The sequence below is a fragment of the Actinoplanes sp. CA-252034 genome, from assembly GCF_050956125.1.
GTDB lineage: Bacteria > Actinomycetota > Actinomycetes > Mycobacteriales > Micromonosporaceae > Actinoplanes.
This window is the reverse complement of the sequence record NZ_CP191846.1, coordinates 2,327,850-2,351,836: the sequence shown is the minus strand read 5'-3', so window position 1 is coordinate 2,351,836 and position 23,987 is coordinate 2,327,850. Positions and strand designations below refer to the sequence as shown.

The window sequence follows — 23,987 nt, the reverse complement described above, 5'->3', positions numbered from 1 at the left end:
GCGGTCAGCCGTCCCCGTCGAGGACGACGGCGACCCGTTCCACCGCCGGATGTCCCCGCAGCACCGCCTCGATCTCTCCCGGCTCGATCCGATGCCCGTGCAGCTTCACCTGATCGTCGAGGCGCCCACGGAACCACAGGACCCCGTCGGTGTCCCGCTCGCCCCGGTCGCCGCTGCGATACCAGCGCTGCCCGTTCCGCTCCACGAACGCCGCCGCGGTCTGCTCCGGGTCGTCGAGGTAACCGTCGGCGAGCCCGGCTCCACCGATCCAGATCTCCCCTTCCGGGCCCACGATGTCGATCACGGCCCCGCCGACCGGGCGGCCGATCGGCAGGCGGCTCACGTCGTCGGCGGGACGCTCGGTGATCAGATGCCAGGTCGCGTTGATCGTGGTCTCGGTGGGCCCGTACAGGTTGGTGATCCGCTGGCCGGGGCCGAGCAGATCGAACCATCGCCGCACGTGCGCCGGGGACAACTCCTCCCCACCGACGTGCACCCAGCGTAACCGGGACAGGTCGGCGCGGCTCTTCTCGGCGGCCGTCAGCAGACGCTCCCACAGGGTCGGCACCGAGCTCCACACCGTCACCCGGTCACGGACAAGACGCTCGACCAACAGCTCCGGATCGCGAACCGTGTCCCGATCCCAGGACACGACGGTTGCTCCGGCCAGTAGCGGGGCCAGGATCTGGCGTACCGATGCATCGAAACAAATCGACGCGGTCTGCGCGAGCCGATCGCCGGGCCGGTAACCGAAGGTGGTGATCGCCCAATCCAGATAGCCGGCCATCGCACGGTGACCGACAGCGACGCCCTTCGGCCGCCCGGTCGACCCCGACGTGAAGATGACGTACGCCGTACCGCCCGCCCCGGTGTTCTCCGGCGGGCAGTCGCCCCGCGCGTCGGCGTCCACCGTCGGGTGCCCGCCGGGTGCGTCGGCGTCCACGGGGGTGAATCCCGGCCCGAGCGCCGCCGCGGCCGACCGCGTGCCGGCGTCGTGGACGACCTCCGACACGCCCGACCGGGTGAGCAGGCTCGTCAGCCGGGCCGGCGGATGCGCGGCGTCCATCGGCACCCACGCGGCACCGGCCTTGAGGATGCCGACGACACCGATCACGGTGCTCGCTCCCGGGCTGGTCAGCAGACCGATCCGGGATGATCCGCCGGCCGCGAGGCGCGCGGCGAGACGGTCCGACGCCGCGTCGAGCTCGCGATAGGTGAGCGGCACGCCGTCGGTCAGGACGGCGACCCCGTCGGGGGTGCGGCGACACTGCTCACGGATCCGCTCCACCACCCCGGCATCAGGCTCGGCGAGGGCGGCGATCTCGGCGAGGTGCTCCTCGGCGAACCGGGCCACGGTCGCCTCGCTGAACAGCGCCACCGGATGATTCCACGAGAAGTGCAGCGTGCCGTGCGCCTCGAAGCACACCAGGCCGAGCCGGGTCGCCGCGGACGCCGTGCCCGCGGTCGTGGCGAGGACACCCGCTGCGGTCGCCCCGGCGCTCGGGAAACGGGCGAAACTGAAACTCGCCGGGCTCGCCGTCCGTGGCCCGGTGCCGTCCGCGGCAAGCGCTCGAGCCAGATCAATAGTGGACACCGAGCCATGCTGCTCCGCCGTCAGCCACAGCTCCCGGATTCGCCCGGCCAGCGCGGCGGCCGACTCCCCCGGCCGGATCTCCACGAGCACCGGCAGCGTGTCGGCGAACGGCCCGACCATCCGGTCGACACCGGCCAGCCGCGCCTGACGGCCCGCCCGCGCCACCGTCACGGGCACGGCGTCCTGTCCACTCCAACGCGCCAGGCAGCGAACATATCCAGCGAGCAGGAGATGGAAGAGCGAAACCCCGGCGTCCCTCGCGGCCGCGGTCAACTGCCGGGTCACTTCCGGATCAAGAGCTTTCTGATGTACGGCGTACGGCCCCCGTGGCTCCTCCAAGGCATTCCCGTCGAACGGCAGAGCCAGGCGCGGGAACCCTGAGAGCTCCGTACGCCAGTAATCAATATCGGTCGCAAGGGGTTCCGTTCGGATCGCCTCATGCTCGGCGAACGTGGCCACCGGAGCGGGAGACAACCGCCCACCGCCGTAGAGCGCCCACAGTTCGTCGCCGAGCACCGCAAGGCTGTAGCCGTCGACCGCCGCGTGATGCGCCACCACGATCAGCCGCGCATGCCCCTGCCCGGTCACCAGCACCGCCCGGATCGGCCCCTCCCGTCCCAGGTCGAAGGGCCGGTTCCGCAGCTCCATCTCCCCGGCCGGCTCCCGCTGCCGTCCCGGGCTGCCGAAGCCGGATCCGGGAGCCGCCCGATCCTCCGCTACGACACTGAACCAGGCCGGCCGGTCACTGCCCGGGTCGGCGAAGTGCTGGCCGTCCGGCCCGAACCGGACCCGCAGCATCGGGTGGCGCCGTTCCAGCTCGGCGAACGCCTGGGCCAGCCGCTCGGCGTCGACCGGCCCGGCCAGGGTCTGCCGCACGTACACGTAGGCCGGCGCCTCGGGATGGAGCCGCCCGGTGGTCACGAACGCCCGCTGCACCGGACTGAACGGGAACTCCACCGGACCCGTGAGGTGACCGGCCAGCTCACCGATCGTCCGGTACTCGAAGAACAACGTCGTCGACAGCGTCCGGCCGAGCCGTTTCTCCAGCTCTTTGACCAGGTCCACGGCGGTGAGGGAGTCGAGCCCCAAAGCCAGGAACGGCTCGTCGACCCCGATGCTCCCGGCTTCCCGCCCGAGCGGCCCGGCCAGCAGCTCCCGCACTGTGGCCACCAGCCGGTCCCGCCCCACCCGGCCAGCACCGACAGCGGGCACCACGGGAGAAACCGCCACCCGGCCAGCACCGACAGCGGGCGCCGCGGGGATGACCGCCACCTGGGCGGCGTCGACAGCGGGCGCCACGGGAGCAACCGCCACCTGGGCGGCACCGACAGCGGGCGCCGCAGGGGTGACCAGCACCTGCGCGACGCCGAGGGCGGCCGCCGCCCACAGCGCCTCCGGGACCTGCCCGACCGGCAGGGCTCCGCCTGCCGGGGTGAGACCGTGCGCTGTGGCGAGGCCGCCGCCGGTGATCGCGGGCAGGTTGACCGCTACGAACGGGCGGCCGGCGGATCGTTCCGCGGCTGCGAACGCGTCCAGGAACGCGTTGCCCGCGACGTAGTCGCCGACCGCACCTGCCAAGCCGGGGACGACCGAGGAGATCGAGGACAGCGCGATCACCAGCGGGGGCCGTGCGCGCAGTGCCCGGCTGAGCAGGGTCGTTCCCCGCACCTTCGCGGCCAGGCCCGCGGTGATCTCCGCCGCCGACTTGGCACGCAGGCTTCCCGGGCGGGCGACCCCGGCGGCCTGGATCACGACATCGAAGTCGTGGCCCGCCAGCAGGGCGGCGACGTCCTCCTCGACGGTCACGTCGGCGACCCGGTAGTCCACGGTCGCGCCCAGGGCACGAAGCTCGGCCAGGAGGGCGGCCGGTACGGTGGAGCGCCCGGCGAGCAGCAGCCGAGGACGGCCACGACGGGCCAGATGCCGGGCGATCTCCGCGCCGATCGCCCCGGCGCCGCCGACGATCAGATAACTGCCGTCCGCCGGCACCCCGACGGCCCCCGGGGCTCCCGCAGCCGGGCCACCCACCGCGGAGCCACCCTCCGGCGGAGCCCCGACCACCGCACCGGACGGGCCACCCGGAACCGGGTTCGCCGCCGCGAGAGCACCCACCGGCACGACCTCCGCGGTCGCGTCGACTGCCTGGCCGTCCGGGGTGGGGGGCGCTGCGAGAGGAGTGAAGGTGCGGGTCAGGCGGCGGGTGTCGCGGCGCGCGACGATCTCGGCGGGGCCGGGGGCCGGTGGGTGGGCGGCCTCCTCTTCCACGGCTGCCCGGTGGGCCTCTTGCGAGTCGGCGGAGCCGAGGTCGAGGATTCGTACCCTGGCATGGGGGTTCTCGTCGGCGAAAGCCATCGCCAAGCCGGACCAGATCGCGTGCCGGGGGTTCGGCCGGTCGTCGCCGACGGCGAAGAGGTCACGGGTGACCAGCAGCAGGAAGCCGTCCCGGGGCGTGGCGGTGATCGCTGTCAAGGCGTCGCCGGGATCCGGCGAGCCGGCGATCACCACCGTCGTGCCGGTCGCGGACGACGGCGCCGGCAGGGGGCACGGGACCCAGGTGGGCGTGGACAGCACCGGCCGGGGCGGGTCGGTCACCCAGTACCGCCGGCGCTGGAAGGGGTAGGTCGGCAGCTCCATGCGGCGGGTGCCGGCGTCCAGGTGGGTACGGTCCAGCGGGGCGCCCCGGAGCCACAACGCCCCGACCGTCTCCAGAATCGCGGCGGCGTCGTCACCCGCGGACAGGACGGTCGTGTCGCGTACCAGAGGAGCCAGGGTGACCGTCGCGCCGACCTCGACCATCGTGTCGAAGCCGTCCGCGCGCAGCCGGGCTACGGCGTCGGCGAAACGGACCGGACCGACCGCGTGCGCCGCCAGGTAGGCGCCGTCGAACGGCGGATCCCACTCCGTCGTCACCGTGCTGAGCTGCGGAATCGAGCCGGCGGCCCGGGGAGGTGTCGACCCGGCCAGCGCCTCGGCGACCGGCGCCATCGCCGGGGAGTGGAAGGCGTGCGACACCGCGAGCCGCCGGGTGGCGTGGCCGTTCCGTGCCAGGTGCGCCTCCGCCCGGTCGATCGCCTCGTGCGAACCGGCGAGGACCACCCGGTTCGGCGCGTTCACCGCGGCGACGACGACACCGTCCAGGGCGTGGCGGTCCGCGTCGATCTGCGCGGCGGAGGCCGTCACCGCGAGCATGGCGCCCGGTGCGGCGAGAGCGGCGGTCCGGCGACCCCGTTCGGCGGCAAGCCGGACGGCGTCGACCGCGGTCAACCGGCCCGCCGTGGCGGCGGCCGCCAACTCCCCGATGCTGTGCCCGGCGACCGCGGCCGGGTGGACTCCGCAGGCCATGAGCTGGGCGGCCTGCGCCACCCCGAAGGCGACCACGAGCGGCTGGGTGACCTCGGTACGGGCCAGCTCGGACACCGGGACGTCCGGGTCGGTGCACCACGCCACCAGGGAACGGCCGGCCACCGGGCCGATCGCGGCGGACACCTCGTCGAGGACGGTGCGGAAGACAGGGGCGGTGGCGTACAGGCGAGCGCCCTGGCCGGGGCGCTGCGAACCCTGACCGCCGAAGAGGAACACCACGCGCGCGGGGCGCGGCGGGACCGGTCGCGGTTCGGCGGTGGCCAGACGTTCGGCCAGATCGTCGTGGGTCACCACGGTCAGGCGGTACGGGCCGTCGTCGCGCGCGGTCGACGCGGTCGCACACACGTCGGCCGGTGGCAGCCCGGGATGCTCGCGCAGGTGGCGGGCCAGTTGAGCGGCCGCAGCCCGGAGCCCGGCCCCGGAACGCGCCGACAGCGTCAACAGATGCGGCCCGTCCCGCTCCGGGGCCGTGTCCGAGACCGGATCGGCGGGATGGCCGGCGACCCCGTCGGCAGCGGACTCGGCGGAGGGGTCGGCGGCCGTGAGGATCACGTGGGCGTTGGTTCCGCCGAAGCCGAAACCGTTGACGCCGGCGACCAGCGGGCCGAGCCACGGGCGTCGTGTGGTGACCACCTCGAACCCGGCCGCCGCCAGGTCGAACCGCGGCGACGGGCGGTCGTGGTGCAGGGACGGCGGCAGCTCCCGGTGCTGCAGGGCCAGGATCACCTTCACCAGCGCGGGAAGGCCGGCCACGTTGAGCAGGTGGCCGATGTTCGTCTTCACCGAACCGAGCATCCGGGCACGGCCGTCGGCGCGGGGCGGGAACGCGTACGCCAGGGATCGCGCCTCGATCGGGTCGCCGACCGCCGTTCCGGTGCCGTGCGCCTCCACATAGGTGACGTCGGCCGGATCGACACCGCATTCCCGGTACGCGTCGGCGATAACCTCACGCTGGAGCAGCGGATTCGGCGCCATCAGGCTCAACGAGCGGCCGTCGTTGTTGACGGCGCTGCCGCGTACCACCGCGAGCACCCGGTCGTCGCCGGCATCGGCCAGCCGGGTGAGGACCAGCGCCGCCCCGCCCTCACCGGGCACGAACCCGTCCGCGTCGGCGTCGAACGCCCGGCACCGGCCGGTCGGGGACAGCGCCCGGGCGGCGGTGAGCAGGGTCTCCCCGGTGGCGGTCAGGTTGAGGTTGACCCCGCCGACGACGGCGACGTCGCAGTCCCCCGCGGCGAGGCTGCGCCGGGCCAGATGCAACGCGACCAGCGCCGACGAGCAGGCGGTGTCCACGGCGATCGCGGGTCCCCGCAGGTCCAGGAGATGTGCCACGCGGGCCGCGATCAGGTTCCGCAGGCCGCCGGTGAGCGCGGCGGCGCCCGCCTGCGACGGGATCGAGCCCGCTGCCCGGGTGGGGGCCTCCGCGCCGGTTCCCGCCACGATCTCGGGGTAGCCGCTCTCCCCGACCGCTGCGAAGACACCGATCTTGCGGGTCCTGCGACGGGGCCCGGCGTAGCCGGCGCGTTCCAGCGCCTCGTGGGCCAGCTCCAGGAAGATCCGTGCATGCGGGTCGATCAGGCGCGCCTCGTCGTCCCCGATTCCGAAGTATCCGGCGTCGAAGGCGGCCGGATCGTCCAGGAAGGACCCGTGCCCGCCGCCGGGCCACCGGCTCACCCGGGTGACGCTGTCCCGCCCGGCCACGAGGTCGGCCCAGAACTCCTCCGGCGTGTCCGCTCCGGGAAATCGACACGCCATCCCGACGACCGCCAGCACCCCCGGCCCGCTGCCACCCGTGTTCACTACGCCGGTCGGCTTGGCCGTGCCGGCTGGATCCGCTCTGCCAGTCGGCTCCGCCGTGCCGGTCGAGGATTGCGCGCCGTGCTGATCCTGGACGGTCTCCAGCAGCCGGTCCGCGAGGGCCGGGACGGTTGCGCAGTCCCGGAGCATCGCCGGATCGAGGGTACGGCCGAACGTGTCCTCCAGATCCGCCAGCACCTCCATGGCCTTCAGTGAGGATCCGCCGATCGCCAGGAAACGGTCCTCCGGTCCGATCGTGTCGGCGGGTGTCTGGAGCACCCGCGCCCAGATCTCCCGCACGGTCCCTTCCACGGCGGCTCGCCGCATCGGCGCTCTCGTGCCCGGCACCACACCGCTGGAAGCCCCCGGCACCACGCCTCCCGAAGCCCCCGGCACCACACCGCTGGAAGAAGGCCCCGACGGTGAGGCGGGCTCCGGGGAGGCAGGGCCGGCGGGCGCTTCAGGTGCGGTGAGGGCCGTCAGCAGGCGCTCGCGCAGGGGGTGGCGGCGCAGTTTGCCGCTGGTGGTCCGGGTGAAGGCGGTGGTCGGGACGATCTCGACGTGGACGTCGTCGTGGGCCAGGGCCTCGGCGACGCGGGCTCGGACCAGGGCGGAGAGCTGCGCGGGGGCGTGACGGACCGCCCGCGTGGAGAGGAAGACGGCGACCCGCTCGTGGCCGGTGGCCGGGTCGGTGGCGCCGACCACCGCCACCGGGCCGGGGCCGAGACCGGTGGTCGCCGCGGCCACCTCCTCCAGGTCGGCGGCGTGGAAGTTGCGGCCGTTGATGAACAGGACGTCCTTGTGCCGCCCGGTGATCACCAGGCGGCCCTCGCGGAGGAAGCCGATGTCGCCGGTCCGGAGCCATTCGCCGTCGAAGGCCGCGGCCGTCGCCGCCGGGTCCCGGTGGTAGCCGCGGGTGACGTTCGGGCCCCGGACCTGGACGTGGCCGACGAGGCCGTCCTCCAGCACGGTTCCCTCGTCGTCGACGATGCGCAGCTCGCAGCCGGGAACCGGATGGCCGACGTCCATCAGCAGGACCGCCCGCGGGTCGCCCGGGGCGGCCGCGTCGACGGGACGGGGCGCGGGGAGGGCGACGCCCCGGGCCAGGGCGGCCCGGCTCAGCGTGACCGGGGTGGCGGGTTCGCCGAGGGGTGGGCAGGCCACGGCGACGGTCGCCTCGGCCAGGCCGTAGACCGGCTGCATCGCGCCCGGTCGCAGGCCGGTGGACCGGAGCCGGGCCGCGAAGGTCTGCCAGACCGAGGGGGAGATGGGCTCGGCGCCGACCATCAGCAGGCGGACGCTCGTCAGGTCCAGGGAGTCCAGGACATCCTCGGGGACACGGCGATTGACCAGGGCCAGGGCGAAGTTGGCGGCGGACAGGACGGTGGCCCGGTGCTCGGCGGCGGCGCGTAGCCACAGTTCGGGGCGTTTGGCGAAGGCCAGGGGGCTGATCCGGACCTGGCGGCAGTGGGCGTACAACGGGGCTAGGTGCGTGCCGATCAGGCCCATGTCGTGGAAGTAGGGCATCCACGTCACGATCACGTCGTCGCTGCTCAGGGCACCGGCCTCGGCGGCCTGGGAGAGGTTGGCCACGACGTTGGCGTGTGTCAGCTCCACCCCTTTCGGGGTTCCGGTGCTGCCGGAGGAGAACTGCAGGAAGGCGAGGTCGTCCGGCCGTACCGGATGAGGGGTCGTCAACGGCAGCGCGGACCGCAGGTCGCGAACGGACAGCAGGGTGCCGCCGGGCGTCGCGGTGTCGCCCGCCAGGGGCGGGCCGTCGAGGTGACGCCAGACGGCGGCGAGGCGGTGCGGCTCCGGCGGCAGGGGCACGGGTACGGCGCCCGCCACGACCGCGCCCCAGAAGAGCCCGAGGAAGTCCCCGCCGTCGTCGGCCACGATCGGGAGGGGATCGCCGGGTGCGAGTCCCGCCTCGCGCAGGCCGCCGCCGATGCGCAGCGCGTCGGCGAGAAGCTCGGCGTAGCTGACGAAACGGTCCGCGTGAACGATGCCCTGACCTGGTACGACGGTCGCGGCTCGGAGCAGCAGATCGGTCAGCGTCATGATCATGAGCCTATCGACGGATGCAACCCTCAGTTCGTCTGGCGAGTGTCCGATCGTGAGGACGTGCCGCAATTGTTCCTGCTGGCCAACCTCGTCATCATGGTCGCCTACGCAGCGATCATGGTGTCGATCGTGGTGCCTGTACACCGGGCCGGACAACTGGGATCGAACAAGCTGGCCACCGCGACCGCGATGATCTTCTTCAGTTGCGCCGTGGGGCACGGCTTCCATGCGGTGATGGCCTGGCAGATGCTGATGGCGCTGGACCGGGTGCACGCGCACGGCACCGGACCGGGATGGTCGTCGGCGTCGGCGGTCTGGGACGCGTGCACGGCGGCGGTCGGCATCTACTACTGGTCACTGCGGCGGGGGTACGGGGTGCTGCTCCAGAAGGGCGCGATCTACATCGATCCGTGGGGGCAGCGGCGGCTGGACGAGGCGGACGCGCGGGAGCGGGCGGCCCGGGATCTGGCCGAGGCGCACCGGGCGACGCTCGCCACGATCGTCGAGGACAGCGCCGACGCGATCATCGGGCTCACTCCGGACGGCACGATCAACGCGTGGAACGGCGGCGCGGAGCGGATCTTCGGCTGGCCGGCCGCGGAGGCTCTGGCACGCCCGGCCTCGCTCCTCGCCGGTGCGGACGGCGCCGGGCAGCAGGCGGACATGCTGGCGCGGATGCGGGCCGGGGAGGGCAGCTTCTCGTACGAGGGACGCCGCCTCCGCAAGGACGGCAGCCCGGTCGACGTGGCGTTCACCGTCACCCCGGTCACCGATCCGGCGGGCGGTGTGCTCGGGGTGTCGGTGATCGCCCGTGACGTGTCGGCCGAGAAGGAGGCCGCGGAACGTCAGCGGGTCGTGCAGGAGCGCAGTGACCAGGCGAAGCGGATGGAGAGTCTGGGAAACCTGGCCGGTGGGGTGGCGCACGACTTCAACAACATCCTGGCGATCATCGCCAACTACACGGACTTCGTGATCGAGGAGACCCGGGAACTGCCGCACGTGCAGGCCGACCTGGCCCACGTACGGACCGCGGTGGACCGGGCCACCAGCCTGACCCGGCAGTTGCTCACGTTCACCCGCGGCGACGCCGTCCAGCTGCGCGACGTCGACCTGAACGCGTCGATCGCCGAGGTGCACGCCGTGCTGGACCGCACGATCGGCGAGCACATCACGCTGATCGCGGTGCCGGCGCCGGAGCCGGTGCGCGTGCACGCCGACCCCGGTCAGGTGCATCAGATCCTGCTCAACCTGGCCATCAACGCGCGGGACGCGATGCCGGACGGCGGCACCGTGGTGCTCGAGGCGAACGTGGCCACCCTGGGCGGCGACGAGCTGAACATGCAGCCGCCGCTGCCCGCCGGGACCTACGCGCGGCTGCTGGTCAGCGACACCGGTGAGGGCATGGCGCCGGAGACCGCGGCCCGGATCTTCGAGCCGTTCTTCACCACGAAACCGCGAGGCCGCGGCACCGGTCTGGGCCTGGCCACCGTCTACGGGATCGTCGCCGAGGCGGGCGGCAGCATCAACGTCTACTCCGAGCTGGGTGTGGGCACCACGTTCCGGATCTACCTGCCGATCTCGGCGGCCACCGGGCCGGCACCGGCGGTGGCCTCGGCGGGCAGCCCGCCGCACGGGGACGGGCAGACCGTGCTCGTGGTCGAGGACGAGCTGGCGCTGGCCCGCATCATCACCCGGATCCTGACCAACGGCGGCTATCGGGTCCGGACCGCGAACAACGGGGCCGAGGGGCTGCGGGTCTTCCAGGAGCACGGCTGCGATCTGCTGCTCACCGACGTGATCATGCCGGAGATGACGGGGCCGAAGCTGGCCGAGCTGGCCCGCCGGGAGCGACCGGACACGCCGGTGCTGTTCATGTCCGGCTACAGCAACGGGCTGCTCGGCACGACACACGTGCTCGACGAGGAGATCGCGTTCATCGAGAAGCCGTTCACCGGCGGCGATCTGCTGCACAAGGTCGCCGCCACCATGCACATGACATCTGTCATGGATGATCGCTGACTACGGCGACTGCCCGCCGGGGCCGCGAACGCGAACCATTGACGCATGAGCACACAGACGATCGAGGTCGACGGCCTCCGCCAGCGGTACGGGGATTTCGAGGCCGTCCGGGGCATCGACTTCAGCGTCGGCGGCGGTCAGTTGTTCGCTCTGCTCGGCACGAACGGAGCCGGCAAGACCACCACGATGGAGGTCCTCGAGGGGTTCCGGCCGGCGGCTTCGGGGAGTGTGCGGCTGCTGGGCGCGGATCCGTACCGGGACCGGCGGGCGCTGCGGCCCCGAGTGGGGATCATGCTGCAGGAGAGCGGCCTGATCGGTGATCTCACGGTGGCCGAGACCGTCGGGCTCTGGCGCGACCTGCACACCGATCCGCTGCCGGCGGACGAGGCTCTGAAGAAGGTCGATCTGACCGACAGGTCGGGCACGGCGGTACGGCAGCTGTCCGGCGGGCAGAAGCGCCGCCTCGACCTGGCGCTCGCGATCATCGGCCGGCCCGAGGTGCTCTTCCTCGACGAGCCGACCACCGGCATGGACCCGGAGGCCCGGATCGGCACGTGGCGGCTGATCCAGGAGCTGGTGGCGGGCGGCACGACGGTGCTGCTCACCACCCACTACCTGGAGGAGGCGGAGCGGCTCGCCGACCGGATCGCGATCATGCATCGGGGGGAGATCCGGATCGCGGGGACCGTACCCGAGGTGGTCTCCGGTCACGGCGACCGGATCGCCTTCCGCGTGCCGGCGCACACCCCGATCGACGCCCTGCCCCTGCTCGACGGGCTGCCGCCGGAGATGGCCGTCACCGACGGCTTCCCCACCGCCCGCTGGACGGTCGGCGGCGGCGACCCGGACGGCCGCGCCCACCGCTCGGTCGCGGCGCTGCTGGCCTGGGCGGCCGAGCGCGACGTCGTCCTGGACCGGCTGTCGGTCCGCCCCGCATCCCTCGAAGACGTTTTCCTGAGCATCGTGGAGTCCCGGTGAAGACCGACCTCGCGCACATCTACCGGCTGGCCCGGCTCGACCTGGCCCTGATCTTCCGCAACCGGTCGGCGCTGACCAACGCCGTCCTCATGCCCCTGGCCGTCGCCGCGTTCCTGGTGTTCACCGCCGATCAGGGCGGGCGGGACAACGTCGAGTTCGTGCTGACCGGCCAGATCGCCGGGCTGCTGATGTTCGCGCCACTGGTGAACCTGGCCGGCTTCTACACCAGCCGCCGGGAGGAGCTCGTGCTGAAGCGGCTGCTCGGCGGGCCCGCGTCGGCGACCGCGATCCTCGGTGGCAGCGCGGCCGGCGCCACCGCGGTCTACCTGCTCCAGGCGCTCGCCGTCGGGGTCGCGACCGCGGTCATGGGCTTCGGGCTGCCCGGCAATCCGCTGCTCGTGCTGATCGCGGCGCTCGGCGGGGCCGCGGTGTTCGCGCTGCTGTCGATGGCGATCTCCGGGGTCAGCTCGTCCGGTGAGCTGGCGCAGTTGGCGACCGTACCGGTGATGCTGGTCTGCCTGGTCCTCTCCCCCGTGATCGTGCCGCCCGGCGCCTTCCCCGAGCGGCTCCAGCAGGTCGCCGACTATCTGCCGCTGACAGCGGTCGCCGACCTGGTCCGGGCCGGATACGGCGCCGCCTTCGACTGGTCGTCCCTGGGCCTGCTGGCGGCGTGGGTGGCCGTGGCGGCGCTGCTGGCCCGGCGGTTCTTCCGCTGGGACCCGCGGCGCGGCTGAAAGTAGGGTGACGGCATGACCGGCGCTGTCCAGCGGGCCCAGCGGATCACCATGTGGAGCCTCGGCTTCAGCCTGCTCCTGGCCTGGTTCGGGTTCGCGAGCGGCGTCGGCATCGCCGTCTCCGAGAACCGGGAGTCGCCGCCACGGCTGGCCGTCGCCGTGGTGGCGCTGGTGGTCTTCAGCTGGTCGGCGGTCCGCCTGATCCGGGCGGTGTCGGTGTTCTGGCCGCGGCAGGCCCGCCGCAGCCACATCGAGTCCGCGATCTCCGGGGCCGCCGCCCTGACGGTGCTGCTCGTGCAGGACGCCAACCCGGCTGCCTGGGGCATGATCGCGGTCGCCTGGATCAGCCTGGCCACGGTCCGGACCGGGCGGCTCGTGACGCTCCTGCTGATCCTCGGCACGGTCGCCGGCGGCGCCACGATCAACACGGTCAACCCGGGCGCCCAGCCGCTGAGCCTCGAGGCCACCCTGGTCATCTACGGCGTGCTGTGCCTGACCGTGCCGTACGCGAACAGGCTCTGGATCTGGATCCTCGACCTGACCGAGCAGGCGCACCACAGCAAGGACGCCGAAGCCCGGCTGGCCGTCACCGAGGAGCGGTTGCGGTTCGCCCGTGACCTGCACGACCTGGTCGGGCACAGCCTGTCGGTGATCGCCGTGAAGAGCGAACTGGCCGGCAAGCTCACGGCCATCGACGCCGGGCGGGCCGCCGGGCAGATGGCCGAGGTGCGGACCCTGGCCCAGGACAGCCTGCGGCAGATCCGGTCGGCGGTCCGCGGATACCGGATCCTCGACCTGGCCTCCGAGGTCGCCAGCGTGCGGGCCATCCTGGAGGCCGGCGGCATCCGCTGCAAGGTGGACATGCCGGACGGCGCCGTCGACCCGGGTGCGGCCGGCCCGTTCGCCTGGGTGGTCCGGGAGTGCGCCACGAACATCCTGCGGCACAGTACGGCCACCTGGTGCACGGTGACCCTGTGGGCGGTCGACGGCTCCGCGGTGCTCGAAGTGGTCAACGACGGCGCGACCGCGGCCGTCGACCAGGCCGGCACCGGGCTGGCCGGGCTCGCCGAGCGTCTCGCCGCCGTCGGTGGCACCCTCACCGCGCAGCCCACCGGTGACGGCCGTTTCGTGGTCCGGGCCACCGCCCCCGCCGTCGGGCCGTCCGCGGTCCCGGCCGCCGTTCCACCCGCCGCCTCCTCGCCCTGGGAAGTCGCATGATCCGCGTTCTGCTCGCCGACGACCAGCACCTCATCCGGGAGGCGCTGGCCATGATGCTCGACTTCGAGGAGGACCTCACGGTGGTCGCCCAGTGCGGCCGCGGTGACGAGGTGCTGCCGGCCGTCACCGTCCACGACCCGGACGTGATCGTCCTCGACATCGAGATGCCCGGTCTCGACGGTCTCAGCGTCGCCGAGCGGCTTCCCGGCCGCGCCATGCTCATCCTCAGCACGTTCGCCCGGCCCGGATATCTGCGCCGCGCCATCGCCGCCGGTGTCCGCGGGTTCATCCCGAAGGACGCCTCCAGCGCCGAGCTCGCCGAGGCCATCCGCCGGATCCACGCCGGTGGCCGCTACCTCGACCCGGAGCTGGCCGCCTCGGCCATGATGGCCGGCGAGAGCCCGCTCACCGAGCGCGAACGGGACGCCCTCTCACTCGCCGCGTCGGGCGCCTCGGTGGCCGACATCGCGACCCGTCTGCACCTCACCGAGGGCACCGTCCGCAACTACCTGTCGAGCGCGATCACGAAGCTGGGGGCGCCCAACCGGCTGACCGCGATCCACCAGGCGCAGCGCATGGGCTGGATCTGACCCTCTTCTCCAGCGGGCGTCCGGCTCGGCGTTTCAACCGGGCGTCCGGCCCGGCCCTTCAACCGGGCGTCCGGCCCGGCCCATCAACCGGGCGTCCGGCCCGGCCCATCAACCGGGCGTCCGGCCCGGCCTTTCAAGCGGGTTTCAGCTCGACCGGGATGCCGTTCAGGACGCTGTTGCCGGAGAGCGGGTCGACGACCAGCTCGTCGGTGAGGATGTTGGAGTTGACGCCCGGCACGGTGGCGGCGACGGACAGGCGTGTGCCGGGCACGTCGTGACCCCAGCCGTGCGGGAGGCTGACGACGCCGGGCATGACCCGGTCGGTGATCTCCACGGGGACGGTGAGGGTCCCGGCCCGGGAGGTGACCTGGGCGGGCCCGCCGTCGACGAGCGACAGCCGGTCGGCGTCGGCCGGGCTGACCTGCAGGGTGCAGCGGTCCCGGCCCTTGATGAGCGCCGGCACGTTGTGCATCCAGCTGTTGTTGGAGCGCAGATGGCGACGGCCGACGAGGACGATCCCGTCGTGGCGGCGGGTGAGGGCGGCGCGCAGCCGGGCCGTCTCCTCGACCAGCGGCGGCACGACCAGCTCGACGGCGCCGGACGGGGTACGCAGCACCGCCGGGATCCGGGGCTGCAACGGCCCCAGGTCGATGCCGTGCGGGTTGTCGAGGAGTCGCTGCAGGCTGAGCCCGTACGCCCCGGTGCGCAGAGCCACGTCCAGGAGGCGCTCGGCCGGGTGGTCGCCGGTGATCTGGTCGTGGATCTCGGCGGGTGCCTTCCGCAGCGCCTGCTGGAGCAGGAGGTCGTGCAGCGGCGCCGGATCGGTGTCGGGCTGCCCGGAGAGCATCAGGGTGAGCCGGGCGAGGATGTCGCACTCGTCGGGCACCGCCGGGTCGGGCGGCAGCACCGGCGGGGAGTACGCCGCGAAGTTGCGCACCGCCAGCGCCAGGAACGAGAAGTCGTAGTGACCTTTACGGGCGGCGTCGGTCGGCGGGAGCACCACGTCGGCGTGCCGGGTGGTCTCGTTGAGGTACGGGTCGATGCTGACCATGAAGTCGAGCCCGCCCAGCGCACGGTCCAGGCGCCCGCTGTTCGGGGTGGACAGCACCGGATTGCCGGCGATCGTGATCAGCGCCCGGACCTGCTCGTCCCCGGGTGTCTCGATCTCGTCGGCGAGGGTGGCGACCGGAAGCTCGCCCTTCACCTCGGGCAGGTGACGGACCCGGCTGTGCCAGCGCCCCGTCCGGAAGCCGGTGCCCCGTTTCGCCTGCTCGGCGAGGTGCGGGGCGAGCGGGAACATCACACCGCCGGGCCGGTCCAGGTTGCCGGTCAGAATGTTGATCACGTCGATGAGCCAGCTCGCGATGGTGCCGAACTCGACGGTGCACGTGCCGATCCGGCCGTAGACGGCGGCGGTCGGCGCGGCGGCCAGCTCGCGGGCGAGACCGCGGATCCGCTCGGCCGGGATCCCGCACGCGTCGGCGACGGCCTCCGGGGCGAAGTCGGCAGCGAGGTCACGCACGGCCGCGACCCCGGTGACGTGCCCGGCGACGTCGCCCAGGTCGGTCAGGCCCTCGGCGAACAGCGTGTGCACGATGCCGAACAGCAGGAACGCGTCGGCGCCGGGCCGGATGAACAGGTGCTCGTCGGCGTGCGAGGCGGTCACCGTACGCCGCGGGTCGACGACCACGAACCTGCCGCCCCGGGCCTGCAGCGCCTTGAGCCGCCCGGGGAAGTCGGCCGCGGTGGCCAGGCTGCCGTTCGACTCCCACGGGTTGGCGCCGAGGATCAGCAGGAGATCGGTACGGTCCACGTCGGGCACCGGGATGATCAGCGGATTGCCGAACAGGTAGCCGCACGACACGTGTTTCGGCATCTGGTCGACGGTGCTCGCCGAGTAGACGTTGCGGCTGCCGAGCGCACGCAGCAGCGGGGAGACGTAGAGGCCGCCCGACATGGTGTGCGCGTTCGGGTTGCCCAGGTAGACGGCGAGCGCGTGGGGCCCGTACCGCTCCAGGATCGGCCGCAGGCCCGCCCGGACCGCGTCGAAGGCCTCGTCCCAGGAGGCCTCGCGGCCGCCGACCAACGGCTGCCGCAACCTGTCCGGATCGTGGGTGAGCTGGGCGAACGTCGCGCCCTTGGGGCAGACGAAGCCCTGGCTGAAGACGTGCTCACGGTCACCGCGGGCGGCGGTCACCCGGTCGCCGTCGACGGTCAGCTCGAGACCGCAGGCGGCCTCACAGAACGGGCATGTCCGGTACGCGGTCCGCATCACTCTCTCCCAACGCTGGGTTACCGGCCAGTATCCTGCACTCCTCGTGAAAAAACATCCCGCTGCCGCACACTCGCCGTGAAAGAACACGCCCACCGCCGGGCACTCGCCGTGAAAGAACACGTCCGCTCCCGGACATGAGACAGGGTGGACCTCGTGAACGTCGACTCGCGCCGGGCGCGGTTCGAGACCCTGGCGCCGGCGGTGATCGACGCCGTTCGGCGCTATCTGGCCCGGCGCACCGACCCGGCGACCGCCGACGACGTGCTCTCCGAGACGCTGCTGATCTGCTGGCGCCGGTTCGACGAGATGCCGGCCGAGCTCCTGCCCTGGGCGTACGGCGTGGCCCGCCTCTGCCTGGCCAACGCCGAACGCGGGCAGCGCCGCCAGTTCCGGCTGCTCGCGCGCATCTCCCGGCTCGACCCACCGCCGGTCCACATGGACGGGCCCGGTCCGGCCGACGACGACCTGACCGCGGCGCTGCGCCGGCTCCGGCCGGAGGAGGCCGAGATCCTGCGGCTGTGGGCGTGGGAGGACCTGGCTCCGGCCGGGATCGCCGTCGCCCTCGGGATCACCGCGAACGCCGCCTCGATCCGGCTGCACCGGGCCAAGGAGAAACTCCGAAAGACTATGACCGCTTCCGGACATGAGGAGTCGACAGAGGGGAGCCGGCCGTGACCGACGACGACGATCTGCGGGCCCGACTGCGGCGTGCCGACCCGGCCGCGTCGCTGGAGCCGGCGTCCCCCGCACAGGTCGCGCATCTCGTGGAGGAAGCCATGTCCCGCAACACCCGGAAGTGGGCGCTGCCCGTCGCCGCCGCGCTGGTGCTGATCGCTGGTGGCGCCGCCTGGGCGGTCACCACGGGGCCAGACGCGCCCACCCCGCCGTCGACTCCGGCCCCGGTGCCGGGACGCGTCGTCGCCCTCACCGCGACGGCCGTGCAGGCCAAGTGCCGGGAGCCGGAGCCGCAGCTTCTCGCCGAGTCCGCCGACTTCGCTTTCGAGGGCACGGTTGACAAGATCGAGAACGGTCAGGCCCGCTTGACCGTCTCCCACGTCTTCCGGGGCGAGGCGGCCAGCGTCGTCACGGTGGCCCAGGCGGGCGAGACGTCCGAGCAGATGCTCGGCAGCGGCAGGTTCGAGACCGGCCGGAACTACCTGGTGTCGGCGGCCGACGGCAGCGTGATGATCTGCGGTTACAGCGGCGAGGCGGACTCGATCGGCCTGCGCGAGCTCTACGAGAAGGCCTTCTGACCCGGACGTCTACGAAGCGGCCTTCCCGGCCGGCTCGTCGACGACGGGGTGACGCAGGCCCGGGTGATCCGCCGGCAGGTTGCGGCGGATCACCCACCAGCTCACCGCCAGGCACGCCGCGACCAGCGGGCCGGACAACACCAACCGCGCGGTGACCAGAGCGGCCAGGAATCCGGCCTGGTAGAGCGGCAGGAAGACGGCCACCCGGATCACATACTGCGCGACCCACACCCAGCTGCCCCGCGAGTAGGCCTTGAGCAGCGCGGGGTCACGCCGCCACCGGGTCCGCTGGCCGAGGGCCGTGCCGACGACGATGCCGAGCAGCGGCCACCGGACGACGATGCTGATGATCCAGACGAGGGCGCTGGCACCGTTGCTGAGCAGCTGCAGCAGGAAGAAGTCCTCCGCCTTGCCGGTGTAGAGGGCGATCAGCGCGGCCACGCAGACCACCAGCAGACCGATCAGCACGGCGCGCGGCTTGTCGCCTTTGCGGAGCCGCCAGGCCGACAGCCCGATCGCGGCGATCACCGCGGCGATCGCGCCGGCCCAGATCGACTCCCCGAAGGCCAGCCAGCCGGCCACGAACCCGATCGCGGGCAGCGAGGCGTCGACCGCGGCCCGCCGCCCGTTCAGCAACTCCGCCAGCGATTCCGGCTGCGCCATGTCCACCCGCCCCTTAAGAGGTTAGGGCAGCCTAACCCGCAGCTCCGGCACCGTCGACGTCAGGTGGGCGTGTCTCTCACCCTTACTTCCCTTCCATCGGTACGGCCACGCGAACCCGATCGAAGCCGCCCCGCGACGCGGCCCCGCCTCACGACCGAAACGCGACCACCGGCACTCGCCCGTGAGGCGCGGTGACGGGCGGGACCAACCGCCCGCGTCGCGGGTAGGGGATCGGTCGGCTACAGCCGGGACGCCTCCGCTTCGATGGTCGTGTCGTCGCCGTGCCCGGTGTGCACCACGGTCGACGGCGGCAGGGGGAACAGCCGCTTCCGGATCGAGTCGACGATCAGATCGGCGTCCGAGTACGACCGGCCGGTCGCGCCCGGACCGCCGTTGAACAGGGTGTCACCGGTGAACACCCGGCCCAGCTCGGCCGAGTAGAGGCAGACGGCGCCCGGCGCGTGACCCGGCGTGTGCAGCACCTCCAGCACCGACCCGCCCACCTCGATCCGGGCCCCGTCGGCGAGATCGATGTTCCACCACACGCCCGAGCCGTGGGTCAGCTCCCACAACGGCCACTCCGCCGGGTGCAGCAGGATCGGCGCCCCGGTCCGCTCCCGCAGCTCCGGCGCCACCCGGACGTGATCGTCGTGGGCGTGGGTGCAGACGATCGCCACCAGCCGGCGATCGCCGACCACCTCGAGGATCGCGTCCACGTCGTGCGGGGCGTCGATCACCACACATTCATCGTCGTCGCCGACCACCCAGATGTTGTTGTCGACGTCGAAGGTCTGGCCGTCCAGGCTGAAGGTGCCGGAGACGACACCGTGATCCACACGCAGCATTCTCCGATTGTCCGCTAAGCACTTCGGCCGACGGGAGCGTTGTAGGGGCATGGCATCGAACCGTTTCCAACCTGGCATCGAGCCCGAGGGCGCGAGGTTGCCGGTCTCCGGAGGGGAGGCCGTGCCCCGCCACGTCGAGAACGGTTCGGTGGGCGAGTTCGTCGCGGCACGGCTGGGCGTCCTGTTGCGCTACGCCACCGTGCTCACCTGTGACCCGCATCAGGCCGACGACATCGTCGGCGAGGTGATGGTCCGGGTCTCCGCACGGTGGCGGCGGATCGCCGCGATGGACCAGCCCGAGGCGTACGTGAAACGCATGATCCTGAACGAGTTCCTGTCCCTGCGGCGCCGGTGGGGGCGGGTCGTCCCGATGAGCCACGAGCAGCTGGCCGACCGGGCCACCGCCGTCGACCCGCTCACCGAACGGCAGGACCGCGACGAGCTGGTCCGCCGGGTGGGTGCGCTGCCCGCCCGCCAGCGCGCGGTGATCGTGCTGCGGTATTTCGAGGGCCACACGTTCGACGAGATCGCCGAGTTGATGGGAAGCCGGGCGTCGACGGTACGGGCACAGGCCTCGACCGCCCTGGCCAAGCTGCGGCTGGAGGCCGAGATCCGATGACCGACGACGAGACGCTGCGGGACGTGCTGTCCACGATCGCCGGCCGGGCCCACGATCCGGGGCCGGTCGCGGCCCGGATCGCGGCGCGGGCCCGGGCTCACCGGCAGCGCCGCGCGCTGCTGGTCACGTCGGCCGCCGTGGTCACCGGGGTGGGTGTGGCGGTGACCGCCTGGCCGCGACCGCCGGCGTCCGTCCCGGAACCGGAGCCGCCCGCCGGCCGCCCCTCGGGCACGGCCCCTCCACCCGGCGGCGCCCGCACCCCGCTCAGCTACCGGCCCGGCTGGTTGCCGGCCGGGTTCGCCGAGGTCAGCCGGAGCGGCACGGCACCCGGCAGCGGCCCGGTGTCGCAGACGCGATCATGGCGGCGGGGCGCCGGCCCGGACGACATGATCATCGTGTCCCTGCTCCCCCGGTCGTCGTTCGACCCCGCCGGGTTCGGCTCCGCCACGCTGGGCGGGCGCCCGGCCTGGGTCACTCCGGGCCCGGGAAAGGTCTGGGTGGAGGTGGACGGCGACCTGATCGTCAGCGTGTCGGTGACCCGCTCCGACCCGGACGGCCAGGTGGCGCGGCAGGTGGCCGCATCGATCGAGCCGGATCCGGACGCGGTGGTGGCGGTGTCGCTGTCGTTCGGCCGGCTTCCGGAACGGTTCTCCGGGCCGGTGGTCGCCGAATTGAGCGGGACGGCCGGCCGGTGGCGGGAGAGCCTGCGGGTGGGCGCCCCGCTCGCCGTGGTCGAGGCCGAGCTGGTCCGGGAGGTGTCCACCTCGAAGGGAACACCGACGACCCTGCGTGGCCGGCCCGGCTGGCTCTACCTCGGCGAGCCCGGCAGCGGATGCCCCGACCTACCGGACACCGTCTCACGGTGCCCGGACTTCTCCGCCTTCGCCAGGGTGGACCTCGACGACGGCCGGTTGCTCAGGGTCAAGATCCGGCGGGGGTACGACGTGACCCGCGACGAGCTGACCCGGATGATCGACGAGATCGCCCTCGGCCCCGAGCCGGACACCTCATGGCTGCCCCACGGGTGATCAGTCGTCGAGCCGGATCCGCAGCCGCGGCGTGCCCTGGTCGCAGCCGGTCAGCTCCACCTTGACCCGGTCCCGTCCGCGGACCGCCCGGAACTCGCCCTCGTCGTCGTCCTGCTCGTGCACCTCGAACCCCTGAGCCGGCGACATCGACAGGATCCGCCCGCACTCGGCCACCACCGTCCCGCCCTCCGTGGGGAAGGACCTGGGCGGGCTCTGCGCCGGGGACCGGGACGGCGCTGCCGACGGTGACGCCGGCGGTTCCGCGGACGTCTCCTCCAGGGCCTGCCGTACCTCGTCCTCGCTGACCGCGGCGCCCTGCCGGGACGTCAGCAGCCCCGAGCCGACCAGGCCGATCCCGACCACGCCGACCATCACCGCGAGGAACGCCGCGACGATCCAGCCGAGGACGATGACCAGGGGTAGCCGGCCCAGCCGGTCGATGAGTCGCACCCGGCCACTATCCGCCGCCGGACGCTAAGCCGGGCACCGGACACCGCTAAGGGAAGGTTAAGAACGCCGGATCCGCCGCGCCCAGGGGGCTACCGTGCAGCCGTGGCGAGACTCCTGCTCATCGAGGACGACCCGGCGATCCGTACCACCCTGCTGCGCGCACTACGGGAACGCGGGCACGCCGTGGCGGCGGCCGCCGCGGCGATGGAGGGCCTGCAGACCGCCCTCGCCGAACGGCCCGACCTGATCGTGCTCGACCTGGGCCTGCCCGACCTCGACGGCCGCGAGTTGCTGCGCATGTTGCGGGCGGTCAGCCGGATCCCGGTGATCGTGGCGACCGCCCGCGACGAGGAGACCGAGATGGTCCGGCTGCTCGACACGGGCGCCGACGACTACGTGGTGAAACCGTTCACCGCAGCCCAGCTCGACGCGCGGATCCGGGCGGTGCTGCGACGCGGCGGCGGCGACCGCGACGTCACGCCGGTCCTGGAGGTGGGCGGGCTGCGCATCGACCCGGCCGCCCGCACGGTCACCCTGGACGGGACCGGGGTCGAGCTGACCCCGCGCGAGTTCGACCTGCTGCATCATCTGGCGCTGCGGGCCGGGCAGGTGGTCACCAAACGGGAACTGCTCAGCGAGGTGTGGCAGGTGCCGTACGGCGGAGCCGACAAGACCGTCGACGTGCACCTGTCATGGCTGCGCCGCAAACTCGGCGAGACCGCGCAGGCGCCCCGCTATCTGCACACCGTCCGTGGTGTCGGCGTCAAACTCAGCGGGCCGGCGTGAGAGCCCGGCTGACGCTGCTGGTCGCGGCGACGACGGTGCTCATGCTGCTGGCGTTCCTGGTGCCGCTCGCGGTGCTGCTCCGGCAGGTCGCGCAGGACCGGGCGCTGGGGCGGGCCGACGACGTGGTGCAGTCGATCGTCCCGCTGGCCGCCACCGGGGACACCACGGCGCTGCGGCTGTCGGTGGAGGCGCAGAGTGTGCCGGTCACGGTCTTCCTGCCGGACGGCGGTGTCCTCGGCACCCCCGCCGTGCGGACTCCCGCGGTGCGGCTGGCGGCGGCCCGGCACGGCTCGCTGACCGTCACCACCGACGCCGGTCAGGAGCTGGTCGTGCCGGTCGTCGGCGCGGGCGGCACCACAGTGGTGATCCGCGCGCTCGTCACCGAGGCCGAGCTGACCCGCGGCGTCACCCGCGCCCGGGCCACCCTCGCCGCGCTCGGCGTCGCCCTGGTGCTGCTCGGCCTGTTCGTCGCCGACCGTCTGGCCCGCGCCATCATCCGCCCGATCAGCGAGCTGTCCGCCGTCTCGCACCGCCTGGCCGGTGCCGAGCTCACCGCCCGCGCCGAGGAGTCCGGCCCGGCCGAGCTACGTGAGGTCGCCGGTGCGCTCAACCTGTTGGCCGGCCGCATCCAGGACCTGCTCGCCGCCGAACGCGAACGCGTCGCCGACCTCTCCCACCGCCTGCGCACCCCGCTCACCGCGCTCCGGCTGGAGGCCGAGTCACTACGCGACCCGGACGAGTCGGCCCGGGTCGCGGCCGCCGCCGACCAGCTGGCCCGTGCCGTCACAGCGGTCATCGAGCAGACCCGCCGGGCCGGCACCCCCTCGACGACGGCCACCGGCTGCGACGCGACGGCGGTGGTCGCGGCACGGGTCGCGTTCTGGGCGGTCCTCGCCGAGGACACCGGCCGTCCCCTCCTACAGGAGCTGCCGTCCGGCCCGGCCCCGGTCACGGTGCCCGCCGACGACCTCGCGGCGGCGCTGGACGCGCTGCTCGGCAACGTCTTCGCCCACACACCGGACGGGACGGCCCTGTCGGTCACCCTCACCGCCCATCCGGGCGGCGGCGCCACCCTCACCGTCGCCGACGACGGTCCCGGTTTCCCGGCCGCGCCGCCTCTCCCGTCAGCCACCGGCGCCCCATCCGCGGCCTCACCGGCCGCTCTCTCCCCGCCCGCCACACTCTCCCCGCCGGCCGCACTGTCCTCACCCACCGCTGTCTCCCCGTCCGCCGCACCGCCCTCGCCGGCCGCACCGCCCTCGCCTTCACCCGCCGCGCCGCCCTCGCCGGCCACACCCCCCTTGCCTGCCGCGCCGCCCTCGCCCGCCGCGCCGCCCTCGCCCCCCTTGCCCGCCGCCCCGCCCGGGACCGCCACACCCCCCTTGCCCGCCACACCCCCTCGCCCGCCACACCCCCCTCGCCCGCCACACCCCCCTCGCCGGCCTCCGGCGACGACGTCGCGCGCCGCGGGACCTCCGGCGGCGGATCCACCGGGCTCGGTCTGGACATCGCCCGCCAGGTGGCAAGCTCCTTCGAGATCAGCCCGCCCGGGTCCGGCGGTGCGGTCGTCCGCCTGGAGCTTTCGGGTACGCCCGAACAATCCCACTGACGGACCCGACGCGATCCGGGCCGTGCAAGCGATACGGCGGTGGCACCGGCCGACGACCGCCGATGACACCGCCATGTGAGATCACCCGCGCGGATCGGCCGC

16 protein-coding genes are annotated in these 23,987 nt (G+C 73.3%); 11 read left to right on the top strand and 5 right to left on the bottom strand.

Annotated features, from left to right (window positions below):
• Positions 1-4 precede the first annotated feature (4 nt).
• On the bottom strand, positions 5-8,815 hold the full coding sequence (locus ACQPZW_RS10650; RefSeq protein ID WP_433794669.1) for an amino acid adenylation domain-containing protein: 8,811 nt from the start codon (positions 8,813-8,815) through the stop codon (positions 5-7).
• A gap of 63 nt (positions 8,816-8,878) precedes the next feature.
• Between ACQPZW_RS10650 and ACQPZW_RS10645 the strand changes: the two genes are divergently transcribed.
• Genes ACQPZW_RS10645 through ACQPZW_RS10625 form a run of 5 tightly spaced genes read left to right on the top strand, consistent with a single transcriptional unit; the run spans position 8,879 to position 14,357 of the window.
• Complete coding sequence (locus ACQPZW_RS10645) at positions 8,879-10,837, top strand: ATP-binding protein (protein WP_433794668.1); 1,959 nt, start codon at positions 8,879-8,881, stop codon at positions 10,835-10,837.
• Positions 10,838-10,882: 45 nt separating this feature from the next.
• Positions 10,883-11,815, top strand: a complete 933-nt coding sequence (locus ACQPZW_RS10640; RefSeq protein ID WP_433794667.1) for an ABC transporter ATP-binding protein — start codon at positions 10,883-10,885, stop codon at positions 11,813-11,815.
• Positions 11,812-12,549 (top strand): ABC transporter permease, encoded by a 738-nt coding sequence (locus tag ACQPZW_RS10635; RefSeq protein WP_433794666.1) that lies wholly within the window; start codon positions 11,812-11,814, stop codon positions 12,547-12,549. Before ACQPZW_RS10640 ends, ACQPZW_RS10635 begins: the two co-directional genes overlap by 4 nt.
• 15 nt (positions 12,550-12,564) lie before the next feature.
• Positions 12,565-13,767: a sensor histidine kinase gene (locus ACQPZW_RS10630; RefSeq protein WP_433794665.1), complete on the top strand. Its 1,203-nt coding sequence runs from the start codon at positions 12,565-12,567 to the stop codon at positions 13,765-13,767.
• Positions 13,764-14,357, top strand: a complete 594-nt coding sequence (locus ACQPZW_RS10625) for a response regulator transcription factor (protein ID WP_433794664.1) — start codon at positions 13,764-13,766, stop codon at positions 14,355-14,357. The genes ACQPZW_RS10630 and ACQPZW_RS10625 overlap by 4 nt, the downstream gene beginning before the upstream one ends.
• A 133-nt stretch (positions 14,358-14,490) precedes the next feature.
• Here the strand turns inward: ACQPZW_RS10625 and ACQPZW_RS10620 are convergent, their stop codons facing one another.
• Positions 14,491-16,629 (bottom strand): molybdopterin oxidoreductase family protein, encoded by a 2,139-nt coding sequence (locus ACQPZW_RS10620; RefSeq protein WP_433794663.1) that lies wholly within the window; start codon positions 16,627-16,629, stop codon positions 14,491-14,493.
• A gap of 156 nt (positions 16,630-16,785) precedes the next feature.
• Between ACQPZW_RS10620 and ACQPZW_RS10615 the strand changes: the two genes are divergently transcribed.
• Entirely contained in the window at positions 16,786-17,307 is a 522-nt protein-coding gene (locus ACQPZW_RS10615) for an RNA polymerase sigma factor (protein WP_433794662.1), read from the top strand.
• Positions 17,304-17,885 carry a hypothetical protein gene (locus ACQPZW_RS10610; protein WP_433794661.1) on the top strand — a complete coding sequence of 194 codons (582 nt, stop codon included), beginning with the start codon at positions 17,304-17,306 and terminating at the stop codon, positions 17,883-17,885. The genes ACQPZW_RS10615 and ACQPZW_RS10610 overlap by 4 nt, the downstream gene beginning before the upstream one ends.
• A gap of 9 nt (positions 17,886-17,894) precedes the next feature.
• On the opposite strand, the gene ACQPZW_RS10605 is transcribed toward ACQPZW_RS10610, so the two are convergent.
• Positions 17,895-18,548, bottom strand: a complete 654-nt coding sequence (locus tag ACQPZW_RS10605) for a DUF3159 domain-containing protein (protein WP_433794660.1) — start codon at positions 18,546-18,548, stop codon at positions 17,895-17,897.
• A gap of 239 nt (positions 18,549-18,787) precedes the next feature.
• Positions 18,788-19,393, bottom strand: coding sequence for an MBL fold metallo-hydrolase (locus ACQPZW_RS10600; RefSeq protein WP_433794659.1), 606 nt, complete (start codon positions 19,391-19,393; stop codon positions 18,788-18,790).
• Between the two features lie 121 nt (positions 19,394-19,514).
• Here ACQPZW_RS10600 and ACQPZW_RS10595 point away from each other — a divergent pair, with 121 nt between their 5' ends.
• Together ACQPZW_RS10595 and ACQPZW_RS10590 are read left to right on the top strand one after the other, a co-directional pair.
• On the top strand, positions 19,515-20,012 hold the full coding sequence (locus ACQPZW_RS10595) for a sigma-70 family RNA polymerase sigma factor (RefSeq protein WP_433794658.1): 498 nt from the start codon (positions 19,515-19,517) through the stop codon (positions 20,010-20,012).
• Positions 20,009-21,040: a hypothetical protein gene (locus tag ACQPZW_RS10590; RefSeq protein ID WP_433794657.1), complete on the top strand. Its 1,032-nt coding sequence runs from the start codon at positions 20,009-20,011 to the stop codon at positions 21,038-21,040. The genes ACQPZW_RS10595 and ACQPZW_RS10590 overlap by 4 nt, the downstream gene beginning before the upstream one ends.
• Here the strand turns inward: ACQPZW_RS10590 and ACQPZW_RS10585 are convergent, their stop codons facing one another.
• Positions 21,041-21,490 carry a hypothetical protein gene (locus ACQPZW_RS10585; RefSeq protein ID WP_433794656.1) on the bottom strand — a complete coding sequence of 150 codons (450 nt, stop codon included), beginning with the start codon at positions 21,488-21,490 and terminating at the stop codon, positions 21,041-21,043.
• 102 nt (positions 21,491-21,592) lie between these two features.
• Between ACQPZW_RS10585 and ACQPZW_RS10580 the strand changes: the two genes are divergently transcribed.
• A complete protein-coding gene (locus tag ACQPZW_RS10580; protein WP_433794655.1) occupies positions 21,593-22,276 on the top strand; it encodes a response regulator transcription factor in 684 nt (227 codons plus the stop codon).
• Entirely contained in the window at positions 22,273-23,964 is a 1,692-nt protein-coding gene (locus ACQPZW_RS10575; RefSeq protein ID WP_433794654.1) for a HAMP domain-containing protein, read from the top strand. Before ACQPZW_RS10580 ends, ACQPZW_RS10575 begins: the two co-directional genes overlap by 4 nt.
• Positions 23,965-23,987: the final 23 nt, after the last annotated feature.

Excerpts from the sequence above, each read along its gene's own strand:
- ACQPZW_RS10650 (WP_433794669.1), bottom strand. The coding sequence starts at position 8,815 with ATGACGCTGACCGATCTGCTGCTCCGAGCCGCGACCGTCGTACCAGGT.
- ACQPZW_RS10640 (WP_433794667.1), top strand. The coding sequence starts at position 10,883 with ATGAGCACACAGACGATCGAGGTCGACGGCCTCCGCCAGCGGTACGGG.
- ACQPZW_RS10630 (WP_433794665.1), top strand. The coding sequence starts at position 12,565 with ATGACCGGCGCTGTCCAGCGGGCCCAGCGGATCACCATGTGGAGCCTC.
- ACQPZW_RS10625 (WP_433794664.1), top strand. The coding sequence starts at position 13,764 with ATGATCCGCGTTCTGCTCGCCGACGACCAGCACCTCATCCGGGAGGCG.
- ACQPZW_RS10620 (WP_433794663.1), bottom strand. The coding sequence starts at position 16,629 with ATGCGGACCGCGTACCGGACATGCCCGTTCTGTGAGGCCGCCTGCGGT.
- ACQPZW_RS10605 (WP_433794660.1), bottom strand. The coding sequence starts at position 18,548 with ATGGCGCAGCCGGAATCGCTGGCGGAGTTGCTGAACGGGCGGCGGGCC.
- ACQPZW_RS10600 (WP_433794659.1), bottom strand. The coding sequence starts at position 19,393 with ATGCTGCGTGTGGATCACGGTGTCGTCTCCGGCACCTTCAGCCTGGAC.
- ACQPZW_RS10590 (WP_433794657.1), top strand. The coding sequence starts at position 20,009 with ATGACCGACGACGAGACGCTGCGGGACGTGCTGTCCACGATCGCCGGC.